At 59.5% G+C, this 24,138-nt stretch carries 20 protein-coding genes; 14 read left to right on the forward strand and 6 right to left on the reverse strand.

Annotated features, from left to right (window positions below; translation table 11 throughout):
- Positions 1 to 86 precede the first annotated feature (86 nt).
- Entirely contained in the window at positions 87 to 1,652 is a 1,566-nt protein-coding gene (locus tag EIC84_RS10810) for a sensor domain-containing diguanylate cyclase (protein WP_034363538.1), read from the reverse strand.
- A 202-nt stretch (positions 1,653 to 1,854) separates the two neighbouring features.
- On the reverse strand, positions 1,855 to 2,739 hold the full coding sequence (locus EIC84_RS10815) for a LysR family transcriptional regulator (RefSeq protein ID WP_003071066.1): 885 nt from the start codon (positions 2,737 to 2,739) through the stop codon (positions 1,855 to 1,857).
- A gap of 197 nt (positions 2,740 to 2,936) precedes the next feature.
- Here EIC84_RS10815 and EIC84_RS10820 point away from each other — a divergent pair, with 197 nt between their 5' ends.
- From EIC84_RS10820 to EIC84_RS10830, 3 genes are all read left to right on the forward strand, one after another.
- On the forward strand, positions 2,937 to 3,449 hold the full coding sequence (locus tag EIC84_RS10820) for a universal stress protein (protein ID WP_003071068.1): 513 nt from the start codon (positions 2,937 to 2,939) through the stop codon (positions 3,447 to 3,449).
- 147 nt (positions 3,450 to 3,596) lie between these two features.
- The gene (locus EIC84_RS10825; RefSeq protein WP_003071071.1) at positions 3,597 to 4,571 is read left to right on the forward strand and encodes a TerC family protein; all 975 of its coding nucleotides are present in this window, start codon (positions 3,597 to 3,599) and stop codon (positions 4,569 to 4,571) included.
- Positions 4,568 to 5,077 (forward strand): universal stress protein, encoded by a 510-nt coding sequence (locus EIC84_RS10830; protein WP_003071073.1) that lies wholly within the window; start codon positions 4,568 to 4,570, stop codon positions 5,075 to 5,077. The genes EIC84_RS10825 and EIC84_RS10830 overlap by 4 nt, the downstream gene beginning before the upstream one ends.
- A gap of 682 nt (positions 5,078 to 5,759) precedes the next feature.
- Here the strand turns inward: EIC84_RS10830 and EIC84_RS25965 are convergent.
- The gene (locus tag EIC84_RS25965) at positions 5,760 to 5,933 is read right to left on the reverse strand and encodes a hypothetical protein (RefSeq protein WP_003071077.1); all 174 of its coding nucleotides are present in this window, start codon (positions 5,931 to 5,933) and stop codon (positions 5,760 to 5,762) included.
- Between the two features lie 280 nt (positions 5,934 to 6,213).
- Between EIC84_RS25965 and EIC84_RS10835 the strand changes: the two genes are divergently transcribed.
- Positions 6,214 to 7,464 (forward strand): DUF4382 domain-containing protein, encoded by a 1,251-nt coding sequence (locus EIC84_RS10835; protein WP_003071078.1) that lies wholly within the window; start codon positions 6,214 to 6,216, stop codon positions 7,462 to 7,464.
- A 343-nt stretch (positions 7,465 to 7,807) separates the two neighbouring features.
- Here EIC84_RS10835 and EIC84_RS10840 read toward each other — a convergent pair whose 3' ends face one another.
- Both EIC84_RS10840 and EIC84_RS10845 read right to left on the reverse strand, forming a co-directional pair.
- Complete coding sequence (locus EIC84_RS10840; protein ID WP_003071081.1) at positions 7,808 to 8,050, reverse strand: heavy-metal-associated domain-containing protein; 243 nt, start codon at positions 8,048 to 8,050, stop codon at positions 7,808 to 7,810.
- Between the two features lie 186 nt (positions 8,051 to 8,236).
- Positions 8,237 to 8,698, reverse strand: a complete 462-nt coding sequence (locus tag EIC84_RS10845; RefSeq protein WP_003071084.1) for a cupin domain-containing protein — start codon at positions 8,696 to 8,698, stop codon at positions 8,237 to 8,239.
- A gap of 872 nt (positions 8,699 to 9,570) precedes the next feature.
- Here EIC84_RS10845 and EIC84_RS10850 point away from each other — a divergent pair.
- The 3 genes from EIC84_RS10850 to EIC84_RS10860 all read left to right on the forward strand — a co-directional run bounded on the left by EIC84_RS10850 (position 9,571) and on the right by EIC84_RS10860 (position 11,686).
- Positions 9,571 to 9,888, forward strand: coding sequence for a winged helix-turn-helix domain-containing protein (locus EIC84_RS10850; RefSeq protein WP_003071090.1), 318 nt, complete (start codon positions 9,571 to 9,573; stop codon positions 9,886 to 9,888).
- A gap of 398 nt (positions 9,889 to 10,286) precedes the next feature.
- Entirely contained in the window at positions 10,287 to 10,571 is a 285-nt protein-coding gene (locus EIC84_RS10855; RefSeq protein ID WP_003071094.1) for a hypothetical protein, read from the forward strand.
- 197 nt (positions 10,572 to 10,768) lie between these two features.
- Positions 10,769 to 11,686, forward strand: a complete 918-nt coding sequence (locus tag EIC84_RS10860) for a nitroreductase (protein WP_003071097.1) — start codon at positions 10,769 to 10,771, stop codon at positions 11,684 to 11,686.
- A gap of 501 nt (positions 11,687 to 12,187) precedes the next feature.
- On the opposite strand, the gene EIC84_RS10865 is transcribed toward EIC84_RS10860, so the two are convergent.
- Entirely contained in the window at positions 12,188 to 12,781 is a 594-nt protein-coding gene (locus EIC84_RS10865; protein WP_034363595.1) for an HD domain-containing protein, read from the reverse strand.
- A gap of 656 nt (positions 12,782 to 13,437) precedes the next feature.
- Between EIC84_RS10865 and EIC84_RS10870 the strand changes: the two genes are divergently transcribed.
- The 7 genes from EIC84_RS10870 (at position 13,438) to EIC84_RS10900 (ending at position 24,078) form a co-directional block, all read left to right on the forward strand.
- Positions 13,438 to 14,826: a GGDEF domain-containing protein gene (locus EIC84_RS10870; RefSeq protein WP_003071107.1), complete on the forward strand. Its 1,389-nt coding sequence runs from the start codon at positions 13,438 to 13,440 to the stop codon at positions 14,824 to 14,826.
- A 46-nt stretch (positions 14,827 to 14,872) separates the two neighbouring features.
- Complete coding sequence (locus EIC84_RS10875; RefSeq protein ID WP_003071111.1) at positions 14,873 to 15,811, forward strand: hypothetical protein; 939 nt, start codon at positions 14,873 to 14,875, stop codon at positions 15,809 to 15,811.
- A gap of 150 nt (positions 15,812 to 15,961) precedes the next feature.
- Positions 15,962 to 16,831, forward strand: coding sequence for a carboxylating nicotinate-nucleotide diphosphorylase (gene nadC, locus EIC84_RS10880; protein ID WP_034363541.1), 870 nt, complete (start codon positions 15,962 to 15,964; stop codon positions 16,829 to 16,831).
- Between the two features lie 141 nt (positions 16,832 to 16,972).
- Positions 16,973 to 17,977 (forward strand): tripartite tricarboxylate transporter substrate binding protein, encoded by a 1,005-nt coding sequence (locus tag EIC84_RS10885; protein ID WP_003071115.1) that lies wholly within the window; start codon positions 16,973 to 16,975, stop codon positions 17,975 to 17,977.
- A 424-nt stretch (positions 17,978 to 18,401) separates the two neighbouring features.
- Positions 18,402 to 19,547 carry an efflux RND transporter periplasmic adaptor subunit gene (locus EIC84_RS10890; RefSeq protein WP_003071117.1) on the forward strand — a complete coding sequence of 382 codons (1,146 nt, stop codon included), beginning with the start codon at positions 18,402 to 18,404 and terminating at the stop codon, positions 19,545 to 19,547.
- Positions 19,544 to 22,714 carry an efflux RND transporter permease subunit gene (locus EIC84_RS10895; protein ID WP_003071119.1) on the forward strand — a complete coding sequence of 1,057 codons (3,171 nt, stop codon included), beginning with the start codon at positions 19,544 to 19,546 and terminating at the stop codon, positions 22,712 to 22,714. Before EIC84_RS10890 ends, EIC84_RS10895 begins: the two co-directional genes overlap by 4 nt.
- A 38-nt stretch (positions 22,715 to 22,752) precedes the next feature.
- The gene (locus EIC84_RS10900; protein ID WP_003071121.1) at positions 22,753 to 24,078 is read left to right on the forward strand and encodes a TolC family protein; all 1,326 of its coding nucleotides are present in this window, start codon (positions 22,753 to 22,755) and stop codon (positions 24,076 to 24,078) included.
- The last annotated feature ends 60 nt before the right edge of the window (positions 24,079 to 24,138 follow it).

Below are 24,138 nucleotides of genomic sequence, written 5' to 3' on the forward strand. Positions count from 1 at the left end.
AGACATTGTCGAGCGGCGTTGCAACCTTTCGTCATTCTTTCCTGTGCTCATCGAACATCAGCGCCGGTGCCGCCTCCATGACGGACTCAGATCAGGGACTGGCTATGGCTTTGCGTTGTGTCCCGAAAGTCTGCTACTCGCTGTGCCGGACTTTTGGTGGATACAACAACTTTGTTGCGACCTGTCGTCTTGGCCTTGTACAGCGCCTCATCGGCCGAACGGATCACCGAGGCTACGTCTGCATCGTGTTCTGGCTCCCATGCCGCACAACCAATGCTGACGGTGATGTAGCCGAATTCGCTTCCGGAGTGCTCGACAGAGAGTTGCGAAACGGCGGCGCGGATGCTTTCTGCAAGGCATGAAGCGCCCTCTAGAGACGTATCCGGCAAAACAACGATGAACTCCTCGCCTCCGTAACGAGCTGCGATATCTCCCGGCCTGCGAATATTGTCACCAATGCATTTGGCTATGGTTGCGATGACGTCATCCCCAGCTTGGTGTCCGTATGTGTCGTTGTAGGCCTTGAACCTGTCAATGTCGACGAATAGCAATGAAAAAATACTATGGTTTCGTCTTGCCCTGTGCCATTCCTGATCCAGCATTTCGTCGAGTCTGCGGCGGTTGTTCAAGCCCGTCAGCCCATCGGTACGAGCTAGCAGAGCCAGCTCCGACTCGGCATGTATTCGTCGCTTGAGCTGTGTCACGAAAGCAAAGGACAAGCCGATAAAGGCCGCTGTGAGCACCCCCATCAGACAGGCAATGATCAGTGCACGTTGTCGCCAAGCCGTGAAAATATCGGAGTGCGCTTTCGCGACCATGATAATGAACGGCAAGCTCGGAAGATTCTTGAAATAGTACAGGCGATGAGTGCCATCGAGGTAGGAAATATCTGAAAAGCTGCCCTCAGGCTCCGCAATGAACCGCTTGAATGTGCTTGCGTTTCGTATATTGCGCCCTATGACCTTGGCATCAAAGGGTTGGCGCATCATCATCGCACCATCTTTTCTTATCAATGCGAGCGATCCATTCTCACCCAGCGATAGCCCGGAAAATAGTTTTCTGAAATATTCAAGCTGGACATCGATCAGCACTACGCCTGCGAAAGAGCCGTCTGCATGAGAAATCCGACGGCTCAGGGGAATGCTCAAGGCGCCGCCATGTAGCGGCGATGCGTATGGATCTCCCACATAGAGTCCCTTGGCTGAATTTTCTCGATGTACGGTGAAGAAATCATGGCCAGATAAGTTGACATTGCCCGGGTTGACTTTTTGTGCATCGATGGCAATGTTTCCCTCGGTATCCAAGATCAGAATTGATCCCAAATAGGATGCAGTCGCAGCTTTGTCGAACAAGGCAACTTCGCGCAGATGTGGCGATGCCGCCATCACTTCGGGATCGTTCAATCCATCAATCACGGCCTGCAATGACAGCGAATAGAGCTCGAGATTTCTAACCACATCATTTTCGGCGAGAAGAGCCACATTACGCGATGTTTCCACCGCGTGCTTCATGGTGTCCAGTCGACTTTGATAAAGAGCAGCCGCGCAGATCGCCGCCATCGAGAGCGCAATTGCTCCAGCCACGAAGAGCATTGCATAGGAGATGCTGGAGAAGTGACTACGATCAATAGCAAACCAATGAGTTGATTTCATATTGTCTAAGCACCTGCACTGGTGATATCGAGCTTGTAAAGATTGTGCTTGAATAAGTCAGCACAGCGCTTTTTTCACATTTCACAACAGTCTGCTTTGATGGCTCTTGGGGATTTCGGCCATAGACGGTTTGTGATCGCAGGGGCGAGTTTCATCACACCTCGTTCGCCGATAGTGCCGAGCGCTTGCTTTTCGAGGAAATCTAGCCTCTGGTCGAAAAAAGCTTTTGCACCAGCGGATGCAGTACCTTCCTGCTTGCACCAATCGCGAAGAAGTGCTCCTCCACGCCCTCGCAATCGCCCAAACGCTTCACCTCATATCGGGTCGTCAAGTCTTCGTGAACCAAGCTGGCCATTGGAAAGACACCCATGCCAGCTGCTCCAAACGTCTTGAGCAGTGCACTGTCCTCGAACTCGCCTATGACATGCGGTTTGATGGATTCTCGTTCAAACCATTGATCAAGCCTTGCGCGCACTGCCGCATGGGCCGTTGGCAGAAGTACGGGAACTTTGGCCAGAGACTGCGGAAAGTCTTGCCGAGCTGCTGCAAACAAGGAGGCAGGTGCGTACCAGGCCAATGGGGATGAGCCCAGAGAGTGGCTATAGACCTTGAGGTTGGGGTTTGGAGGAGCTGCCCGGTCGGCAAGAACGACATCAAGTCGATGCAAGGCCAGGTCGGCCAGCAAATCCTCGAATTCGTCAACCAAGCACAAAAGTCGAAGATGGGGTTCCTGCATCACAGGTTGCATCAGGCTTCGCACCGCCAGCTCGGGCAACTCGTCGGCGATACCGACGATCAAACGCATGGTCGGCATGCCCACTGCGTCACGCACTACCGCAGGCAGCTGTTCCCCTAGCTGGAAGATTTGCTCTGCCTGTCGCATGGCGGCAAGTCCTGCGTCTGTCAGGACAACGCCTCGCCCTGCAGGTTTGAGCAGTGCATAGCCCAGTGACCGCTCCAGCTCACGAACCTGGGTGCTAACAGTTTGTACAGCCATGCCCAGGCGCTCGGCAGCACGGGCCATGCCTCCTTCTTTGGCGACAACCCAAAAATAATAAAGGTGCCTGTAACTGAAGCCAGGGCTCATTGTTCGGCTTTTCGGAGCTATTGCTTCCGAATTATCTGCTTTTATTAAATTGCTGCATCGCTATCGTTGGTGTTGTCCAGGGCCAGGAGAAGTGCTCGGCAGAGAACCTTCGAATCAGAAGGCGCAAGCGGTCTTTGAACGAGGATTCACTCAGGTGAGTCACTGCACCAAGCAGCTCACCTCAAAGGAGAAGCACCATGCTGAGAGTTCTTGTCCCGTCAGACGGATCAGCCAATTCGTTGTTTGCAATACGTCACGTGATCGACGAGTTCAGGAAGAGCGAAGATCTGGAGATTCATCTTCTGAACGTGCAGCCGCCATTCTCGAAACTCATCACCGATTACTCAAGCAGGAGTGACAGGATGGAGTTTCACCACGAGCAGACGGAGTCGGCGCTCTTGACCACTCGACGAATGCTGGATGCCGCCGGGATTCCATATGCTGTCCACTCGGAAGTCGGGAACAAGGTCGACTGCATTGTGGATGTCGCGCGCAGGCTCCATTGCGACCTGATTGTCATGAGTACGGCACGCAAGAGCTCCTTGGTGCGTCTTATCGAGAATTCAGTGACGAATCAGGTGCTGGAGCGAACCAGCGTGCCTGTAGAGGTGATCCCGGGTGGGCCTGCCTCGAAACTGGAGCGCATTGGTATTCCAGCGGGAGTCGGTGCCGGAGCGGGCATTGTGGCTCTATGGATGGCTTCCAGTTAAGAGCTCGACAGCGACGTTGAGAGCCGCTCGCACTGCCCTTGCTACACCGTTGCTTCGCCTTGTCTCTGCGGTTGGCCGGGGCATGTCAGCGGCCCATGGTGCAAGCAGTATCTCAAGGCAAAAGAAGCAAACGCTTGGGGCCATTTCATGCACAACATCGAAACCTTGGCAACCGGCCCGATGTGGATCGGCTTCATTGTCTTTGTGCTCATCATGCTGGGCCTGGATCTATTTGTCCTAGGAGGAAACAGGGCTCACCGCGTATCGGCCAAGGAGGCTGCAAGCTGGACTGCCACCTGGATGGCTCTTGCCACCACATTCGGCGCGTTGTTATGGTGGTATTTGGACGCTACCGCAGGTCGTGAAATTGCCAATCGCAAGGCACTTGAATTCTTTACCGGCTACCTCATCGAGCAGGCATTGTCGGTAGACAACATGTTCGTCTTCGTGATGATCTTTACCTACTTCGCTGTGCCGCCAGAGTTGCAGCGACGCGTGCTGCTGTATGGGGTTCTTGGAGCGATCGTGATGCGGGCAGCAATGATTCTCGGCGGAATCTGGCTCGTTTCCGAGTTTGAGTGGGTGCTCTACGTTTTTGGGCTGCTGCTCGTGGTCACGGGCGGCAAGATGTTGATCATGGCCGAGCAAAAGCCCGATCTGGAAAAGAATCCACTGCTACGCTGGTTGCGCTGCCACATGCGTATAGCGTCAGGCTTTCACGGCCAGTCGTTTTTCGTACGCATCGATGGATTGCTTTATGCAACACCAATGTTCTTGGTGCTTCTGATGATTGAAGCGAGTGACCTGGTCTTTGCCGTGGATAGTATTCCGGCCATCTTCGCTGTCACCACCGACCCATTTATCGTCTTCACATCCAATATCTTCGCGATACTGGGTTTGAGGGCGCTGTACTTCCTGCTGGCCGACATGGCCGAACGCTTTCACCTGCTCAAGTACGGCCTTGCTCTGGTACTGATCTATATCGGAGGCAAGATGCTGATGATGCCCTGGTTTCATATGCCCGTGCATTGGTCGCTACTCATTGTTGGCTCGATTGTCCTGATTTCCGTGCTGCTTAGCGTGAAGCTCTCAGGCCGAAAATCTTCAAGGAGTGTTCTATGAGCGATGCAGCGATGCCTGCGCCTGATCTCGAGCGGCGCGATAGCCTTGGCAGGCTGATTTCATTGACGTGGAAAGGCGAATGCAGTTGTGCAAACACCAGCGGCGAACGTTGGCTGGTGGCAGTGGACGGCTCTGCATGCTCTTCGCGTGCTGTTGCCGTTGGTGCGCGTTTGGTGGCAATGGGGCAAGGCAGCATGCTTGAGCTCGTGAATGTGCAACCCTGGTTGAGCAAAGAGGCGGCGGAGACAGAGTTGGGTCGATACGGCTGGGCAGCCACGGCCAGGGCGCGCCGAGCGCTCGCAGAATCAGCTACCCTTATCCCCTGGCATCTTCACGTCGTCATGGGTGATGATGCAATCGCGATCGTGGGTTTGGCTGAATCTCTTGGCTGCTTCGGTATTTGCATCGGCTCCCACGGGCTAACGGCAACAGAAGCCGTGCTGCTCGGGTCTGTGACTTGCAAAGTCTTGCGCTTGGCACGGATGCCGGTTTTGATCGTGCGTTGAGTCAATATCTACATGGAGTTGGCCGACGCAACAGACTGTCTGCATTCGCGCCGAGCTGACGCATTCAGCGGACCGGCGATGCTTGACTGGTGAGAGTGGATACCAAGCCGGCATCGGGAATCGAATTCTTGCGGAGTGGTTGCTGCAGTGAGTGCTTGGCCTGTGCAGTCTTTCCGTGGCCGGATCTGATGGGTTTGGGCGGAAAGACCAGTTCGGGTGCTCACGTTGACGTCTGAGTCGTCACTGCGCAAGCAACTGCATGGTGAGCAGCCTGCATCAAGGCGTCAAAGTCACTTGCTCAAGTAGATGGATTCATGTCTGCAGGTGCTGGCAGATTCGACTGTTCCATGCAATATATGGGCTGAACACAGCGAGGCTCAGTGCTAGCAGTTGCCTTTTTTGGCTTGCCCGGGTGGGCACCCATGAGGGTGAGGCTTTCTGTATCCGTCGTCGTAGTAGCCGTTCGGATACACGACACAGCCGCTGAGCAGCAAAGCTGTCGCGACCAGCGTTAGCACTTTCTTCATATGAATCCTTTGGATCTGCCGCATGTCACAGAGAGCTGCAGGGTGCCTTGAGAATGATCGGCGAGATCTCGGTGACGTCACTATTTCTTTTGCTCAGGGCCTGGAACTGACGGTCGCGATTGATGCTGGCAACAGCGTCGTTCGGCCTCAAAGGGCTAGTCGTTCTGTCCCAAGACGATCAGGACTGCACCGCTGAGGAGCAGCAGGATTGCCAAAGCTATCCAGAGCTCAAAGTTCGCGATGCTGCCCTGGGCATCCAGGGCAAATCCTGCTGCACAAGAAAGTGCCGCACTGACCACCAGCAGTGTTCCCAATTTGCTGCGCAGCATGGCTTTTGTCTGTACTTCTCTATCAATGATTGCTCAATGGCGGGAATGCAGGCTTGGCATCCGAGCCTTCTTAGCTCCCATACCTGAATCACCTCGACCATGCCCTATTTTCGGCGATGACCGTGGCATATGGAGGCTGGTTTCAATGGCTTTGTTACCGAAGGTAGAGCATGATTGGATCCGCACATAGACCGGCTCGAATGCGGGGTCTACGAGTCGTAACACTGTATCCAAGGGCACTCCTAGCATTGCGCTGTCTTTGTTTTCAAAAAGGTAAGGTATGAGCAACTTGCATGGATTCCGGTCTGCCAAGGCCTTGTGCTGGACGGGTCTGGGTTTGATTGCTGCCGGCCTGGCAGCATGTGGCGGCGGTGGCGGTGGCGGTGGCGGTGGCGGTGGCGATAGCAACCCACAGCAAGGCACGCTCAAGCTGGCCATGACCGACGCTCCGGCATGTGGCTACGACCATGTCTATGTCACGGTCACTAAAATCCGCGTGCATCAGAGCGCTACTGCAGGTGCCACGGATGCCGGCTGGAGCGAGCTGGCGATTCCTGCCCAGCGCATTGACCTGCTCGGTTTGACTAATGGCGTGCTGCAGGAATTGGGTTCGCTACCGCTACCGGCTGGCAACTACCAGCAAGTCCGCTTGGTGCTGGCTGACAATCCTTCCAACCCGACATCCGCCAATCCGTTGGCCAATGCACTGGTGCTATCGGGCTCTACCAACGAGATCGCGCTGACCACTCCCAGCGGCCAACAAAGCGGCTTCAAGCTGAAGGCCAACTTCAATGTCACCGGCGGCCAGGTCGCCGATATGGTTCTGGACTTCGATGCCTGCAAGTCCATTGTCAAGGCAGGTAACTCAGGCAACTACAACCTCAAACCCGTGGTGGCAGTCATCAAGCGGTTGACTACAGCAATTGTGGGCTATGTGGATCCTGCTCAGGCCTCCAGCATCGTGGTGTCCACGCGTGACCCGGACAACAATTTGCGCGCCACCGTGCCCAATGCCACCACAGGCAAGTTCGTACTGGCATATCTTCCGGAGAACACCAACTACACCGTCGTCGTTGCAGGCCAGAACCTGACCACCGCCGCAGTGACTGGCGTTCCTGTCTCGATCGCTGCTGGTACCACCACGCTCAACGCATCGACGGCCCCCATTCCACTGCCTGCATCTGCTTCGGCGACTGTTGCGGGCAAGGTGACAAACACATCCAATACGCCTTTGACCGATGCTGATGTGAATGCCCAGCAGGTGCTGAGTGCAGGCCAGAGGCTTGATGTTGCATGGACTTTGGTTGACCCCGCCAATGCAAACTACAGCTTGACTCTTCCACTTGGGGCTCCCAATAAAGCACCATACGTCGCAAGCGGGCCTTTGATTTTCACTGCAGACACCGCTGCCGCTGGCAAGTACAACATCTTGGGTAGCGCTGCCGGCTACACCACTCAGACCACTGCGCCAGCCGTGACGCTGACAACCGCCAACAGTGTGACGACCAAGGATCTGGTTCTGGCACCTTGAGGAAAAAACTGGGCAATGGACCGAAATGCAGCTCGTGGCATTCCATATCCATGCCCAGATCATGCTGTCGTCTGCTTCCCAAAATGAAAGCCTGGCCTTTTAGGCCGCTTTCATTTCATCCATGGAGGATCACCGGGGTTGCAATCGCAGTATGAAGCGCCGGGAGTTCCGGCAAGTGACGAGCACGCTGGATGCACCAGCACTTCAGGAGGGTGAACCGATCGCTCTGGCGAGACCCCTGGCTCAATCGGTCTCCTCATTACCCGAGCCGTCGTCGAAGCTCATGAGGGTGCATCATCGCCACCGCAGCATGAACACCGGGATGAGCTGCCCGGTATTTGCATCAAGCAGTATTTGGGCCTGCATTGCCTGCCTGGGCGGAGGTCGGATCAATCAGCTCAGGCGTATATCCCGCATCCTGGATGGCTTCTGCAAACTCGGCGTCAGATGCGGTTCCCGATATCAGCACGGTTCGCTCCTTAAGCTCAAACTCGATACAGGCCTTGTCATCCATGGCCACAATTGATCGTTTGATGCGCCCTGCGCAGCCACCGCATGTCATATCGGTCACACGAAAAGCAGTCATTACATGTTCCTTTCAAGGTTGTGAGTCAAGTCTCAACCCTGACATCATGAGAATGTCAAATGCCTTGTATCAACGGTGCTGACCGGGAACGATGCCATCTGCCATGGCTGTTGTTGATGCGCTTGGTCTGCACGAGGGAACACGCCAGCGGCCCCGCCGAGAGCACGCTGGGAGTGCAACCTGGGTTTACTTGTGCGCCCTCTGCGGATCATCTGCCGGATCGACGTAGTTCAGGTCGAATGGGCCTTCCCCGTGGATCTGGATCACTGTTGGAACCTTGAACATGGCGAAGTGATTGGTCTTGGCCGGAATCGAACCGAAGCTGCCTGCTTTTTGGACTTTGAGTGCCTTCGAGTCCCACTTGTCGCCCATTCCGATCATGACCGTGCCCGAGATGACGGTCACGTTCTCGGCTTGGCTGTGCCAATGCGGCAAGACGCGATAGCCGGCGGGCACGGACAGACGCACCACATAGGGGCCGGGTTGATTGGGATCACCCAGGAGTACCGCGAATTTGGCTCCTTTGGCGAGAACAGGAGGCGGTGCTCCCCACTCGACACCTTCGGTGCCGTGAATGGCCCAGGATGCCATAGGAATCACTGCCAGCGCGACGAGGCTGGCCGAGCGAGCGAACGAGAAATGAGACATCAGAGTCTCCTTGCGCGCGACCCATACACACCGCCGCTGCGCCGCTGACATCGCACGCGTCATCAGGGACGAGCCTCCTGAACTGGGCTGTGATGATCCGCCATGCGCACTTCACAGATGTTGACAGGAGGTATCAAAGCCTATTGCAGGCGGATTGGGTTTACAAGCCATGCCAATGCTAAAGCTAATGTCTGTGTGCGCAGCTCATGGCGGCTGCTGGTTCTCGACAACCTGGAGTCAAGAGGCACCAGGGGGCGCGGTTGCCAAGCTCGAGGTTGCAGAACCTGCAATTTGCTCCGGTATGCGGCGTCACAGGTTCCGATATGGAGTGAGACCCTGGAGTCGGCAGATCGCAGAGTCGATTGACAACAACGGCAGGTTTTGCGGCTGTCGCACATCGACACGATGCAGTCCTGTGCCAGGAGAGGGCTTTGCCGCGATTGGAGCTACTCATGGTCACATTGCGGCCTGTCGGTCATCTCGGCCATCGTTTCACAGCGCTCAGCCGAGCCACGACTCCGGGGGGCTGCGCAGTCACGAGCGGTCGTCGCATACAGCAAATGATTCACGGCAAGTCCGCGGTCAGGGCTCACGCAAAAGAGCTGAAGGCCTATTGCCGCGCAATCGGCCTCGATGTTCAGCGGTTCTTGGCACTGAGACCATATGAACCGAGCCTGTTGACTACGCTGATGCTTCGGACTTGAGGCCTCAGCCATCGTCATAATTCGTGCTGTGCCCGAATAGTTCCGCCCAGGCGACGTGGTTACGCTGAGCCTTCAGTAACTTCACATCTTGCGCTTTCAAACCACATGTCCAATACACCTTCACGCTCTAATCTCGCTTCACCGCAAGTGAAGCTGCGCATGCGTGTTATGGCCGGTGACATCATTGCCATCGGCCCTGGGAAAATCGAACTCCTGGAGACCATTAACGAAACCAAATCCATTGCTGCGGCCGCCAAATCCCTGGGCATGTCCTACCGCCGGGCCTGGTTGCTGGTCGATGGCATCAATCATGCGCTGAATAAGCCGGCGGTGATCACATCGACGGGAGGCTCTCATGGAGGTGGTACGGAGCTCACTGAAACGGGGCATCTGGTGATTGCTCTGTACAGGCGTATCGAGCAACATGCTCTTAGGGCATGTCAAGCAGATCTGGACAAGCTGGTCGCCTTGGTCCACAGCAGCTAGGCAGGCTGGCGGCACAAGCCCCTGCACGCTGCGGCATCCTGCCTGGCCCGCAGTGGCGTAGTGCAAAGAATCTCTCATGGCATTGAACTGCGTGCTGAGGCTCAAGTACGAATTTCATCGCTTAACGCTCATCGCTCATTGACTCCCCATCACCACGGGAGCAGGGCGCTGAGTGCGTCGCATCAATTCCGCTAGAAACGCTGGCCTGCTCCTCGCAAAGCATGAGCAAGCAGTGCTGCAGATCTTCGCCCACCATATTCAGCGTGTGGCTCATTTCTACGTAATATATACTTGAATATAACGAAGGCAGGCTTCGTCTAGTTGGCGCGCAGTGGCTCCTCCTGCTTGCACCTGCCACGGCCTCCCGAACTCTTGTGCCTATGTGAATTGAGACCTATATGGGAAGCGAAAAGCTCAGCGTTGAAGAGCGGCTGCAAGTGCTGGAGATACTGTTGGAGGAGTCAATCTGGGGGCTCCATCTCGAGCGGCCAGAGCACCGCAAGGCTATCGCGTCTGCTCTGTATACCCGCCTTGAAGTGGCCAACCTGCACCAGGCGTACTCGCCAGGCGTGACTGCGGCTTTGTATGAACAGGCGGATGCCCTGTCCGAGCTGGACAACACGCCTGATCCGCTCAAACCCATGCTGCGTCCTTTGGTTCGATATTCAGGGGCTGCAGACTGAACGCTACATCTTCCCCTCAAAGATTTGCGCAAGCAGGCGCGCAGCTTTGCAAGGGAAGACATTGATTCACGAAGATGTGCGCTTTATGTGCAAAGACATGACGAACATGGCTTGCCCAGATCACCGTTCATAAGCTGGTTCGAATAACCAATGCCGTGTTCGTACTTCGCGACGATCATGTTTAGTAGAGGGCTTTAGTGAAGCAAGATCACATTTCCTACCTTCTGGCCCTCCATCGGGAGCAGGACTGGGCGGCAGCAGCAATTGCATGCCAAATCTCTCAAGCGCAGTTGAAGAAAGCTGTGGCAGAAGCCGAACGCGAGTACGGCTGTTCCCTTGTGAAAACCGGGACAGTCTTTCAAGGGTTCACGACTGAAGGCGAGAAGGTCGTTGTCTGGGCTCAAGGCTTGTCGGAGGCCATTTCCACCCTCAAGCATGTATTTGCGGTTTCGAACAGCAGAAAGGCAATTGCCCCTCTTCTGGATCGACGCTCCGTCTCACCGAAGCGACTTGAGGCACCTGGAGCGGATAGCCAGGAGATTGACCTGATGATCGAGGCGGCGTTGAGAGCACCAGATCATGGTGGTCTGCATCCTTGGCGTGTACTGGTGTTTCCCGCGGATTCTCGAGCGCGCCTGGCAGATTTATTCGAACAGGAGAAATTGCGCCGCGACCCTCTCGCCTCCAGTGAGGACCTCAGGCGTGCGCGTGAGCACGCTACACGCAGCCCGACTTTGCTCGCTTTCATCATTTCGCCCAAGCTGCGCATGCGGGTGCCGGAGCGTGAACAATGGCTGGCAGCCGGCTCAGCGCTGGGCAACCTGCTGAATGCCGCGCATCAACTCGGCTTTGGTGCCATCATGCTCAGCGGAGAGCGCTGCTTCGACGTTTTGCTTTGCTCTGAGCTGGGGGTCGAGTCCACCGAGTATCTGGCCGGATTCATCAGCCTCGGCAGCATCAGGGCAGCGCCGCCGCAGCGAAAGCCCGTCATGCTTGATTCTGTGAGAGCCTTCTGGCATTCCGGTGAACCGAGTGTTGAGACACCTGCGAAAAGCCAGGTCTGCCTTGATTCGGCGGCCAGCAATGCAATCTCCGAATCACAGGCTCCCCGCTAAGCTATGCGACATCTTCGCCAGACGCAGGCGGCATGCTTTTGCAGGCAAGCTGCGAGTGCTGCTCTTGACTGGCCAAGTGTGAGCAAGGAGATGACCGGCATGCTTGAGCGGGTCACGGGCAGCGGGGCCCGAAGGCTGGCTGGCCTCAGGTCTTCACTTCGACTGAAGGCTCGAAGCCCCCAAAGATCATGCGCTTGCCAGGTAGGAGTGCTGCTGATGTTGCGATTCGATGGTGCCGCTGCATATCTGTCCAGAGGCTGAGGTTGCGACCGCAAGCTTCTGGCTTAAAGCTGCGGCTGTGCTCGACCGAGGCCGTATGAAAAATCGAAGAGTCAGGTTTTGGGGAGCAGTCGAACCATTCCAACTGCTGTGATTGTCGATTCCCGTACGCTGCTGCTCACCCGAGCACGATGCAGCAGCTCGATTGCGACGACCAAGGGCTGCTTTGCAACACTCACTCTCAGACAAGAAATGCCTTGCCGGCAGTCGCTTGACGGTGGCCTAGAGCGACTGGCCAGGATTGCGGGAGGCTTCGGCCATTCTCTGGCGTGTGCCTTCGTCGAGGATCCTGCGCATCAATGAAAACAGAGGTTCGGCGCTGGTGTGCTTCTGACCGTAGGTCAGATTGAATCCGTAGTCGAAGTCGGCCGGGTTGGCTCCCTGGTTGTGCTGAAGAATGGTCTCCAGCTTGTCCAGTGCCTTTACGGCTTTGGCTTCGGGCGATGCGGCATCCTCATACTCCTGCCAAAGCGAGAGGATCTCGGCTTGGTGCGACTTATCGAGAGAGCGTGTGAGATGCAGCAGGTCGGCCTTTTCCTGCTCGCTTTTGTCAGGGTGCTGGTCTTTTTCGATGGCAGGAATGTCTCCGTGAATCGCTTCGCCCAAATCATGCACAAGGCACATTTTCAGCAGCTTGAGCATGTCCATGCCGGCCAGCTCGTCCTCGAATGTCATCGCCATCAGGCACAGGCGCCAAGTATGTTCGGCGGTACTCTCCGTCCTGCCTGTCGACGTGTGTGCGCTTCGGAGCACGCTCTTGAGCTTTTCCGCTTCTTGCAGAAAGGCCAGACGGCCCTTGATCTTGTCGATATCCATGCCCGATTCTATAAAGACCCGTATGTTCTCGGTCGTCACATGTCGAAAACTCCCGCTGAAAAGCCAGGGAGGCCGGGAGATGATCATTCGCGCTAGAGCTGGATTTCGGCAGTCACGATGCGTGCCCCGGCCTATGCCGGAGCCACTGCCGGTCACCAGAACGGTCTTGCCCTTGAAGCCGGCAACCATGCTTTCTTTCCATTGATGATTGCTTCCAGGAATCATGGAAATGACTGTGGCACGCCACTGGAGTTGCAGCCTTCCCCCCCCGGTTTGCCGCTCGGTGGCTTCGGCAATGCAAAACCAGGTGTTAGGGGGCTGCCCTGTGTTCCCATTACGGTCGGCCAGAAGCTGGCAGCTGCCATCCATCCGATTGCATCCCGAGGCGGTGTTCAGTATTCGTGCCATGCAGGTATCGGATATGCGTGGTTTGAGCTATCGATGTCCCTGACCATGGGTAATGAGCGCGGGAAGGGAAGCGGGCAGCTCAGCCAACGGGAAAAGCCCGGAAATTTCCGGTTTATGGCCTGGTGGCTGCACAGCCGAGGGCAGCTTGGCGTGGGCAAGCTGAGATGCTGATGTTTTTGGTATACGCAAGTGACGCAAAGTAACGAATAATGAGCCTTCACGACTGCAAGCGCGCTCGAGGTTCAAACATGATTCGTGCCAATGCCATCGCAAAGCGAACGATCACCGGCCAGTTGCTGGAGATCGCCATGGCTCAGTCCTTTTGCGCAGTGATGATTACCGATGCCAGGTTGGATGAAGAGGGGGCTGTCATCGAGTACTGCAATGCAGCCATGTGCGAGATGACCGGATACACCGAAGCAGAGCTTCTGGGCCGCTCGCCGCGCATGTTGCAGGGGCCGCTGACGGATCAACTGGTATTGCAGCGTTTGCATGAGTCTCTGGAGCAAGGCCTGCCATTTCAGGGCAGTGTGGTGAACTACCGCAAGGACGGCAGCACCTACCACGTGGAGTGGAATATTTCCCCCGTGCGTGATGAGAAGGGCGTCATTCGGCACTTTGTGGCGGTGCAGCGCGATATTTCGGAGCGTGTGCAGGCCGAGCAGGAGCGCGCGCTGCTCGCCAGGGCATTGAATGCGACCAATGACGGCATCTTGATCACGGATCGCGACTCCACCATCGTCTTTGTCAACCAGGCTTTTGAAGCTCTCACGGGCTATAGCGCGGCGGAACTGCTGGGCCAGCCCACCGAGATGCTGCGCTCGGGCCTGCATGAGCCGGAGTTCTATGCCCAGTTGCAGGAAGCATTGAGTCTTGGCCACAATTTTCGCGCCACCTTCATCAACCGTCACAAAAGCGGCGGCGTGTACTACGCCGAGCAAAGCATTGCAGCTCTGCGCGACGAGTCAGGGCAGATCAGCCACTATGTAGGGGCATCCAAGGACATCAGCCGCATGGTGCAGCGAGAGATGGAGCTGCGCGAGCGCGCAAACCGCGACAAGCTGACGGGCTTGCTCAACCGCCATGCAGGCGAGACCGAGCTCAAGCGCAACCAGCTCCAGGCTCAGAATCAGCTGCGGCCTTATGGCGTGATATTGGGCGATATCGATCTTTTCAAGCAGGTCAACGACCGCTTTGGCCATGTCGCCGGAGATCGCGTGCTCAAGATGGTGGCACATGTGCTTTCCGGCAAGGTTCGTCGCTATGACCATGCCGTGCGCTGGGGCGGGGAGGAGTTCCTGATCGTCCTCTCGGATGCCAGCCTCGGTGTGGCCGCAGGATTGGCAGAGCGCATTCGCTGTGCCGTGGCGGAATGCGCAGATCCCGAGGTGGGGCGTTTCACCATTTCTTTAGGGGTTGGGCTCTGGGAGCCAGGCGAAACCGAGGACGATCTGCTCAAGCGCGCAGATGCGGCGCTCTACAGGGCCAAGCATAGGGGGCGCAATCAGGTGGCCATCGCCACGGGGTCGATGAACATGCCTTTGGTGCAAGCGCCCGAGTTGCTGGCGCAGGGCGATTCCTTGACCTTTTCGGGGAAGAGTCCGGATAAGCCGTGGGCAGGGGCTGCCTCACCGTAGAATTTGCTATTCCTCCCTGTCCTCGTCTTCATAGCTTTTGAGTGGTTTGAACAATTCCGAACTGCATTCCGTGCAGGCCGATCTGGTGGCAGTGCTGGTTGCCGTCACGGGTGGCCAGCCCCGTATCCTGACCACCGGGTCCGGGCGAGCCTTGCCTGCCGGGCCTTTTACCAGCAACCACCGCTCGCTGCAGGCCAGCTTGCGTGCCTGGGTGGAGAAACAGACCCACCATCCTCTGGGCTTTGTGGAGCAGCTCTACACCTTCGCAGACCGGGAGCGCTCGCAGCAGCTGGGCATGCATGTCATCTCCATCAGCTATCTGGCGCTGACTCAGGAACTGGATGAGGTCGGTGCCGCACAGCCGGGCTGGCAGGACTGGTACCGCTACTTTCCCTGGGAGGACTGGCGCGACGGGATGCCCGGCGTGATTGCCGAGCGCATTGCGCCAGCGCTGCATGCCTGGAGCGAAGCTGCTTCAGATAGTGTAGCTAGAAGCGCACGCTGGCAAAGAGCTTCAATGACTTTTGGCCTTGATGAGCACGAATGGAACGAGGAGCTGGTTCTGCAGCGCTACGAGCTGCTGTTTGAGGCAGGTGTGGTGCCCGAAGCCTGGGGCGAGGGCGATGAAGCACGCGCGGCCGAATTGCTGCCCGGTGCCGCCATGAGTAATGATCACCGCCGCATTCTGGCTACCGGCATGGCCCGTTTGCGCGCCAAGATCAAATACCGGCCCGTGGTGTTTGAGCTGATGCCCGAGGAATTCTCGCTGCTGCAGTTGCAACAGACGGTGGAGGCATTGGCGGGGCGCGGCTTGCACAAGCAGAACTTCCGGCGCCTGATCGAGCAGCAGGCGCTGGTTGAGGAAACAGGCCAGATGACGGCCGTAGGTGCGGGCCGCCCGGCCAAGCTGTTCCGCTTCCGACGCAATGTAATGCTGGAGCGCGCCATTGCTGGCAACAAGCTGCCGCTGGCAAGAAGTCATTAGCCCCTGAACCACTCTTGGGATGGAGGACTGTTTTAACTGCGGAAGCGGCTTGACTTAAATAATGCTCAGACTTAGCATAAGTCCGTTTGCGTAAGGCCTGAAAGCGATCTGGAAGTCTTTGCGTTTTTTATTGAACTAAAAATACTCAAAATGAGCATTAATAAAATTGCAGCCTTGCCCGTCCCATCCCTGCCCGATGTAATGCTGGAGCCGCTGGTACGCATGGCCTTGCTGGAAGATCTGGGACGCGCCGCAGACTTGACCACCGACACCATTGTTCCTGCCGATGCGATGGGCGAGTTGCGTCTGGTGGCCAGGCAGGATGGCATCTTGGCCGGACTTGATCTGGCTCGTCTGGCCTTTGTGCTGATGGATGCTCGCATGGAGTTTGACGTCCGCTGCGCAGACGGCACGCTGCTGCAGCCAGGCATGGAGATCGCCCGCATTCGTGGCAAAAGCCGAGCCATTCTCACGGCCGAGCGTACGGCGCTCAACTACCTTTGCCATCTCAGCGGCGTGGCCAGCGCCACGCATTCGATTGCAGAGGCCATCAAGCCCTTCGGCACCCGAGTGACCTGTACGCGCAAGACCATGCCGGGCCTGCGAGCCTTGCAGAAGTACGCCGTGCGTGTCGGTGGCGGCAGCAACCACCGTTTTGGCCTGGACGACGCCGTACTCATCAAGGACAACCACATTGCGCTGGCCGGTGATGTCGCCACGGCTGTGGGGCGTGCTCGTGCCGGCGTGGGACATATGATCAAGATCGAGCTGGAAGTGGATACGCTGGCCCAGCTGGATGTGGCGCTGCAACTGGGCGTGGATGTAGTGCTGCTGGACAATATGGGTCTGGATGATTTGCGCACTGCGGTCGGCATGTGCAAGGGCCGGGCCATCACCGAAGCCTCGGGGCGTATTACCCCCGAAACCGCAGCTGCCGTGGCTGCCACGGGCGTGGACCAGATTGCCGTGGGCTGGCTCACGCACAGCGCGCGCGTGCTCGATATAGGCTTGGACGCTTGAAATGAGATACCCCCTGAGCCGCTGCGCGGCTTCCCCCTGGAAGGGGGACGGCGCCATTGCTGCGGGGCGGCCCTTGCTTGGCACCCCTGGCCCGGGTTGCGCCAGTTTTGTGGACGCTGGAAATCAATAGGAAAAGCGCTTATGCCTATCACACAGCAGTTTGTTAGGGCGCGCGGAGCCTGGATTCTGGCGGCCGCAATGCTGGTCAGTGCGGCTGCCGGGCTATGGCTGGCACGCACGGGTGCGGCTGCCGTGCGCCTTGAAAAGCCCATCACCATCGTTGTGACCTTTCCGCCAGGCGGTGGCACGGACCTGCTGGCGCGTCGCTTGGGCGCGGCCATGCAGCAGCGTTTGGGCCAGTCCGTCGTGGTGGAGAACCGGCCCGGCGCCAGCGGCAATATCGGAGCGAGCGCAGTGGCCGAGGCAGCACCCGACGGCGCCACGCTGCTCATGGCCAACAGCTCGTTTGCCATCAATCCCGGCGTCTACCGGCATCTGGACTTCGACCCACGCCGGGACTTCAAGGCTGTGTTCAACGTCGGCAGCATCGCTTCGGTGCTGGTGGTTCCCAGCCAAAGCAGCGTGCGCAATCTGCACGATGCGCTGGCCGGAGCGAGCGTTGGCCAGCCTTTGCCATTTGCCTCCTGCGGCAACGGCACACCCCAGCATATGGCGGGTGAGATGCTGGCTCAGGCCGCCCATGCAAGCCTCCAGCATGTGCCTTACAAGGGTTGCGGCCCGGCCATCACTGCAGTAGCCGCAACACAGCTACCTGTGGCCGTGGTCACAGTCAGCAGCGCCGCGCCCCTGATAGATGCAGGCCGCGTGCGGGCCATCGCTGTCACGGCGCCGGCCCGCGTCGCATCCCTGCCCGATGTCCCCACGATGGCCGAGCAGGGCCTGGCCGGTTTTGCCGTAGAGCAGTGGCATGGCTTGCTGGCGCCGGCTGCCACGCCGGAGCCTGTGATAGCCCGTCTGCACCAGATGCTGACGCAGATACTGGCCGAGCCAGAGATGCAGCAGGCGCTGCGCGAGCAGGGCTATACCCCGGCCGGGGAGTCTGCCGCCCAGTTCGGCAAGCTCATCGCAGCCGATATCGAGCGCTATGCGGCCGTGACCGCGCAGCTCGGACTCACGGTTGATTGAGCGCAGGCCAGCGGTCGACGCCGGATGCCCATGTTCTTGACGGGCCACCTGCAAAGGTGGCCTGTTCTGTTTCAGGCATATGACAAGTTAGCTATACGAAGGTATAGCTGTGGCCAACCAAAAGCCAAGCCTCTCTTCCCAAGGCAGGCTCGCTTTGTCGACTGGCGGGTTTGATAATCAAAGGCGGGGATCAGGGCACCAGACCCTGGCGCCACGGCGGCATGCTTTGCCGCCCATCGCATGAAGAAGCTACCTTTGGATGCCCATTCCTTGACGGCGCTATGGCGCGCGGCTTCCTCATGCTCTCCCGCTTCTCTGTCCTGCTGCAAAGCTGCTTCTGTATTCAAGAAGTTGCGAGGGCGAGACAGGATCAATCCTGGGCCGGGACCTGCCCTGGCCATATCGATGCCATTGTTTGCTGCTTATGAAACAAGCCCTGAACTCCTGCAGTCCCGTGGGGCCTGCCTGCCTGCTGTTGTGTCTGGCACTCGCTGCCTGCAACGGCGACAAACAGACGCCGGCCGCCGCTGCCGATAGCCGGCCTGCGCTGCACCGCGAAGGCAATCTGGTCGTGGTGCCGTCGCAATCTCCAGTGCTGGCGCAGCTGAGGCTGGCACAGGCCACCCAGGAGCAGGTCCAAACCCTGATCTCGGCGCCGGCGAATATCGAGGCCGAGCCTGAAAAGATGGTCAAGATCACGCCTCCGGTCGCGGGCCGGCTGGTGCATCTGCATCGACAGCTCGGCGACCCGGTCAAGGTCGGCGAGGCCTTGATCACCATGGACTCCTCCGATATCTCGGTCGCTCGGGCGGACAATGCCAAGGCCCAGTCCGCGCTGCTGCTGGCGCGTCAGGAGTTCGACCGCCAGAAGCTGCTGTTTGATGCCGAGATCGCGGCGCGCAAGGACTACGAGGCCGCGCAGCAGGCGCTGGCCGCAGCCAGCGCCGATGCGCGCGCTGCGAGCGACCGCCTGGCTCAGCTTGGTGCCGATGTGCAGGCCAGCTCGCGCGGCAGCTATGTGATCAAGTCGCCGATCAGCGGACGCGTGGTGGAAATGGCGGGCTCGCAGGGCGGCTATTGGAACGACGTGAATGCCTCGGTGATGACCGTGGCCGATCTCAGCAAGGTCTGGCTCAGCGCCAGCGTGCCCGAGCGCGACCTAGCCCATGTGGATGTGGGCCAGCAAGCGCATATCGCGCTGACCGCTTATCCCGACCTCAAGCTCGAAGGCCGTGTGCAATACGTGGGTGAGATCGTTGATGCCGCCACGCGCAGCGTCAAGGTGCGCGTGGCCGTGGACAACCGCGCAGGGCGGTTGCGCCCGGGTATGTTTGCGCGCGTGAGCTTCGACGGACCGGGTCGTGACGCCCTCATGGTGCCGACCACGGCGCTGCTCCAGGGCAATGTGAGCTCACGGGTGTTCGTAGACAAGGGGCGCACGGACAAGGGCGCCCGCTTTGAGCCACGCGACGTGCAGGTCGGCGTGCAGCAGGATGGCAAGGTGGAGATCCGCTCGGGCCTGGCGGCCGGCGAGCGCATCGTCGTCAACGGTGGAGTGCTGCTGCAATGATCGAGCGCATCGTCAATCTCAGTTTTGCACGTCGCGGCGTGGTGTGGCTGATCTTCATCTTTGCAGCCCTGTATGGCGGGTTCAGCTGGAAGCAGCTGCCGCTCGAGGCCTATCCCGACATCGCCGATGTGACCTCGCAGATCGTCACCCAGGTGCCGGGTCTGGCGGCCGAGGAAATCGAGCAGCAGATCACGATTCCGCTGGAGCGTGCGCTGCTGGCCACACCGGCCATGCATGTGCTGCGTTCGCGCAGTCTGTTCGGCCTGTCGCTGATCACCGTGGTGTTCGAGGATGGGGTCGATGGCTACTGGGCGCGCCAGCGCCTCAAGGAGCGCATGGACGAGGTCGATCTTCCCTATGGCGCGCGCGCCGCGCTCGACCCCTACAGCTCGCCCACGGGCGAGGTCTACCGCTATACGCTGGAAAGCCCCACACACAGCCTGCGCGAGTTGTCCGAGCTGCAGCAGTGGGTGGTGATTCCGCGCCTCAAGAAAGCACAGTCCGTGGTGGACGTGACGAATTTTGGCGGCCTGACCACGCAGTTCATGCTCGAACTCGACCCCGCGCGCCTGCTGCAGTACGGGCTGACCCTGTCCCAGGTGATCGAGGCCCTCAATGCCAACAACGCCAGCGGCGGCGGCAGCGTCATAGACCGTGGCGAAGTCTCTTATGTGGTGCGCGGCGTGGGCCTGCTGAGATCGCTCGACGACATGGGCAATGTGGTGGTCAAGACCTCGGACAACGGCACGCCGATTCTGGTCAAGGACCTGGGGCGCCTGACCTATGGCAATGTGGAGCGCCGCGGCATTCTGGGCAAGGACGACAACTCCGACACGCTGGAAGGCATCGTGCTGCTGCTCAAGGACGCGAACCCCTCCAAGGCGCTGGCAGGCATCCATGCCGCAGTGAAGGAGCTCAACGAGAAGCTGCTGCCGCCCGACGTCAAGGTCGTGCCCTATCTGGACCGCACCACGCTGATCGAGCGCACCACGCATACCGTGGGCAAGACCCTGGCCGAAGGCATGATCGTCGTGACCCTGGTGCTGCTGCTGTTCCTCGGCAGCCCGCGCGCGGCGCTGATCGTGGCGCTGACGATTCCCATGGCGCTGCTGCTGGCCTTCGTCTTCATGCATCACGCCAGGATCCCGGCAAATCTGCTGTCGCTGGGAGCCATAGATTTCGGTATTTTGGTGGACGGTGCTGTGGTCGTGGTCGAGAACATTCTGCGCCGCCGCGAGGCCCAGAAGGACAAGCCCTTGACGCCGCGCGATGCCATCTCGGCCACGCTGCAGGTGGCGCGCCCCATCTTCTTCGGCATGTGCGTGATCGCCGCTGCCTATCTGCCGCTGTTCGGTTTCGAGCGCATCGAGTACAAGCTGTTCTCGCCCATGGCCAGTGCCGTGGGGGCGGCCCTGGTGGGAGCGCTGGCCGTGGCGCTGCTGCTCACGCCGGGCCTGGCCTGGATGGCCTTTCGCCGTCCGCGCAAGATCTTCCACAACCCCGTGCTCTACTTCCTGGGCGAGCGCTATGACCGCTTTCTCAGCGACGCTGTGGGGAAGATGCGTTGGCTGGTAGGGGCCGTGGCGGCGGCGATGGTGGCGCTGGTGCTGCTGGCCGGCACCATAGGCCGCGACTTCCTGCCTTATCTGGACGAGGGCTCGATCTGGCTGCAGGTGCAGATGCCTCCCGGCATCACGCTGGACAAAGCCCGCGACATGGCCGACGAGCTGCGTCGGGCCACGCTGGAGTTCCCCGAGGTGTCCTATGTCGTGACCCAGACTGGACGCAACGACGACGGCACCGATTACTGGACGCCTTCGCACATCGAGGCCAGCGTGGGCCTGCATCCTTACGATCAATGGAAGTCGGGCCTGAACAAGCAGCAACTGATTGCCAAGATGGCTGAGCACTTCGAGAGGATGCCTGGCTATACCGTGGGCTTCATGCAGCCCATGATCGACGGCGTGCAGGACAAGCTCTCGGGGGCGCACAGCGACCTGACCGTGAAGGTCTACGGCCAGGACCTGGGCGAGGACCGGCGCGTGGCCGACGAGATGGTGGGCATTCTGTCCAAGGTGCCCGGTGCAGCCGACGTGGCCGTGGACATCGAGCCGCCGCTGCCCAATCTGCGCATAGACCTGGACCGTGCGGCAGCCGCGCGCTACGGCATCAACGCGGCCGATGTGGCCCAGCTGATCTCCACGGGTGTGGGTGGGGCCTCCATAGGCCAGCTCTACGTGGGTGAACGCAGCTACGACATGACGGTGCGCTTCGCGCCCGGCACTCGCAGTGACCCCGAAGCCATAGGCGCGCTGCGTCTGGCCGCTGCCAATGGCGCCCAGGTGCCGTTGGCCGATGTGGCGCGCATCAGCACCACGGTGGGACAGAGCGTGATCGTGCGCGAGGGCGGCGAGCGCCACATTCTGGTCAAGCTCAATGTGCGCGGCCGTGATCTCGCGGGCTTCCTCAAGGATGCGCATGAGGCTCTCGATGCCCAGCTCCAGTACGACCACCAGAAGACCCATATCGAGTGGGGCGGCCAGTTCGAGAACCTGCAGCGTGCCGAGGCACGGCTGCTGGTCATCCTGCCACTGACGCTGGGCATCATGCTGGTGCTGCTGTTCGGCGAGTTCGGCAATCTGCGCCAGCCGCTGCTGGTGCTGGGCGTGGTGCCGCTGGCCATGATCGGCGGCTTTGCCGGACTGCATCTGCGCGGCATGACGCTCAATGTCTCGAGTGCCGTGGGTTTCATCGCGCTGTTCGGTGTGGCCGTGCTGTCGGGCGTGCTCATGGTTTCGCAGATCAACCGGCTGCGTCGCGAGGACGGTCTGGAGTTGCGCGATGCCGTGCTCGAGGGGGCATCAAGCCGTATGCGTCCGGTGCTGATGACGGCCACGGTGGCAGCCTTCGGTCTCATGCCGGCCATGCTTGCTACGGGCCTGGGCAGTGATGTGCAGCGGCCGCTGGCCACCGTGGTGGTCTGTGGTCTGGCCAGCGCCACCTTGCTTACCCTGCTGCTGCTGCCCAATCTCTATTACGTGATCGAGCTGCGTGCCCAGCGTGCGCTTGAGCGCAAGCGCCGGCGAGCGGCCGAGCGCGGGGAACTCGACGACGAGGATGCCGCTCCGGTGACGACATCGGCCGCCGCGGAGCGCATGGCCCCCTGAGTCCGGGCCCGCGCGATACCTACCAACTTGGAAGCACCATGCAATTTCCCTTTCTTTCCCTCAAGCGCCTGGCTCTGCTGCTGGCGACGCTGGGCCTGGGTGGCACGGCATTGGCCCAGGCCGCGGCGCAGCCTGCCGCCGCCGGGCTGCGCTTCAGCGACTATCTGAGCGCTGTCGAGCAGCACAGCCTGGACCTGCAATCACAGCAGCAGAACGTGGTGTCGGCCCGGGCTGGCGTCGGCATCGCGGGCATACGACCCGATCCCCAGCTCTCGCTGGGCGCTGCGCGCGAGCAGGTCAATAGCGGCCTGCCGCGCCCGCAGAATCGGACCTATGAACTCAGCATGGAGCTGGAGACCGGCGGCAAGCGCTCGGCTCGCATTCGCGCCGCACGCAGCCAGGTGCGGCTGGCCGAGGCTGAGGTCGAGGGATTCCGCACCCAGCTGTTCTCCGATGCTGCCCAGGACTTCACACAGGCCTGCCGCGATCGCCAGGCGCTGGAGCGCAAGGAGCAGACGCTCAATGCTCTGTCCGATGTGGTCAAGGCCAACGAGGTGCGACGCAAGGCCGGCGACGTCGGCACCGTAGAGTGGCGGCAGTCGCGCGTGGAGCGCGACCAGTTCCAGGCCGACGTGACGCAGGCGCGGGCCGATGCCCAGACCTCACGTCTGGCCCTGAGCGTGCCGCTGGGGCGCAAGATCCTGGAGATTTTCGGCACCGACGAGCTGCAATGCGATTTCCAGCCCTTTGCGAACGACAAGAGCATCGATGTCCTGGTGACCCAGGCTCTGCATGTGCGCAGCGATGTGCGCGTGGCCCAGGCCACGCTGGACAATGCGCGCGACAATGCCGGCCTGGCCCAGGCCAACCGTTGGGTCAATCCCACGCTGGCCGTGGGATTGACCGCCATACCAGCCACGTCTGCGGGTGTGGACGCCAAAGGCAATGTCTTCGATGCGAACAACCGCTCGCGCATGTTGTCGGTCTCGGTGAGCGTGCCCATCCCGTTCTCGCGCCTGAACCGCGGTGAGGTGTTGCAGGCCGAGGCCATCGTGACCCAGGCCATGCTGGGGCTGCAGCAGTCGCAGCACAAGGCCGAGGCTGATGTGCGCTCCGCCTACTTCCGTTTCGCGGCGGCGCAGGAGAATGTGGAGCGCTATCGCAGCAATGTGCTGGCGGATGCGCAGCGCGTGCTCGAGAGCATCCGACTGTCCTACCGTCACGGCCAGGCTTCATTGCTGGAGCTGCTGTCGGCCCAGCGCTCGGCCGATGATGCCTACCTCGGCTATCTGCAGGCCAATGCTGATCTGGCCAAGGCTACGGTCGATCTGCAACTGAGCATAGGCCAGCGGCCTGCGCTGTGATGAGTGGAGTAGGCGGGCAGGGCTAGCGTGCGCGCATCTTGCGCCACAATCAACGGGTCT

Source organism: Comamonas sp. A23 (genome assembly GCF_004522605.1).
GTDB lineage: Bacteria > Pseudomonadota > Gammaproteobacteria > Burkholderiales > Burkholderiaceae_C > Comamonas > Comamonas thiooxydans.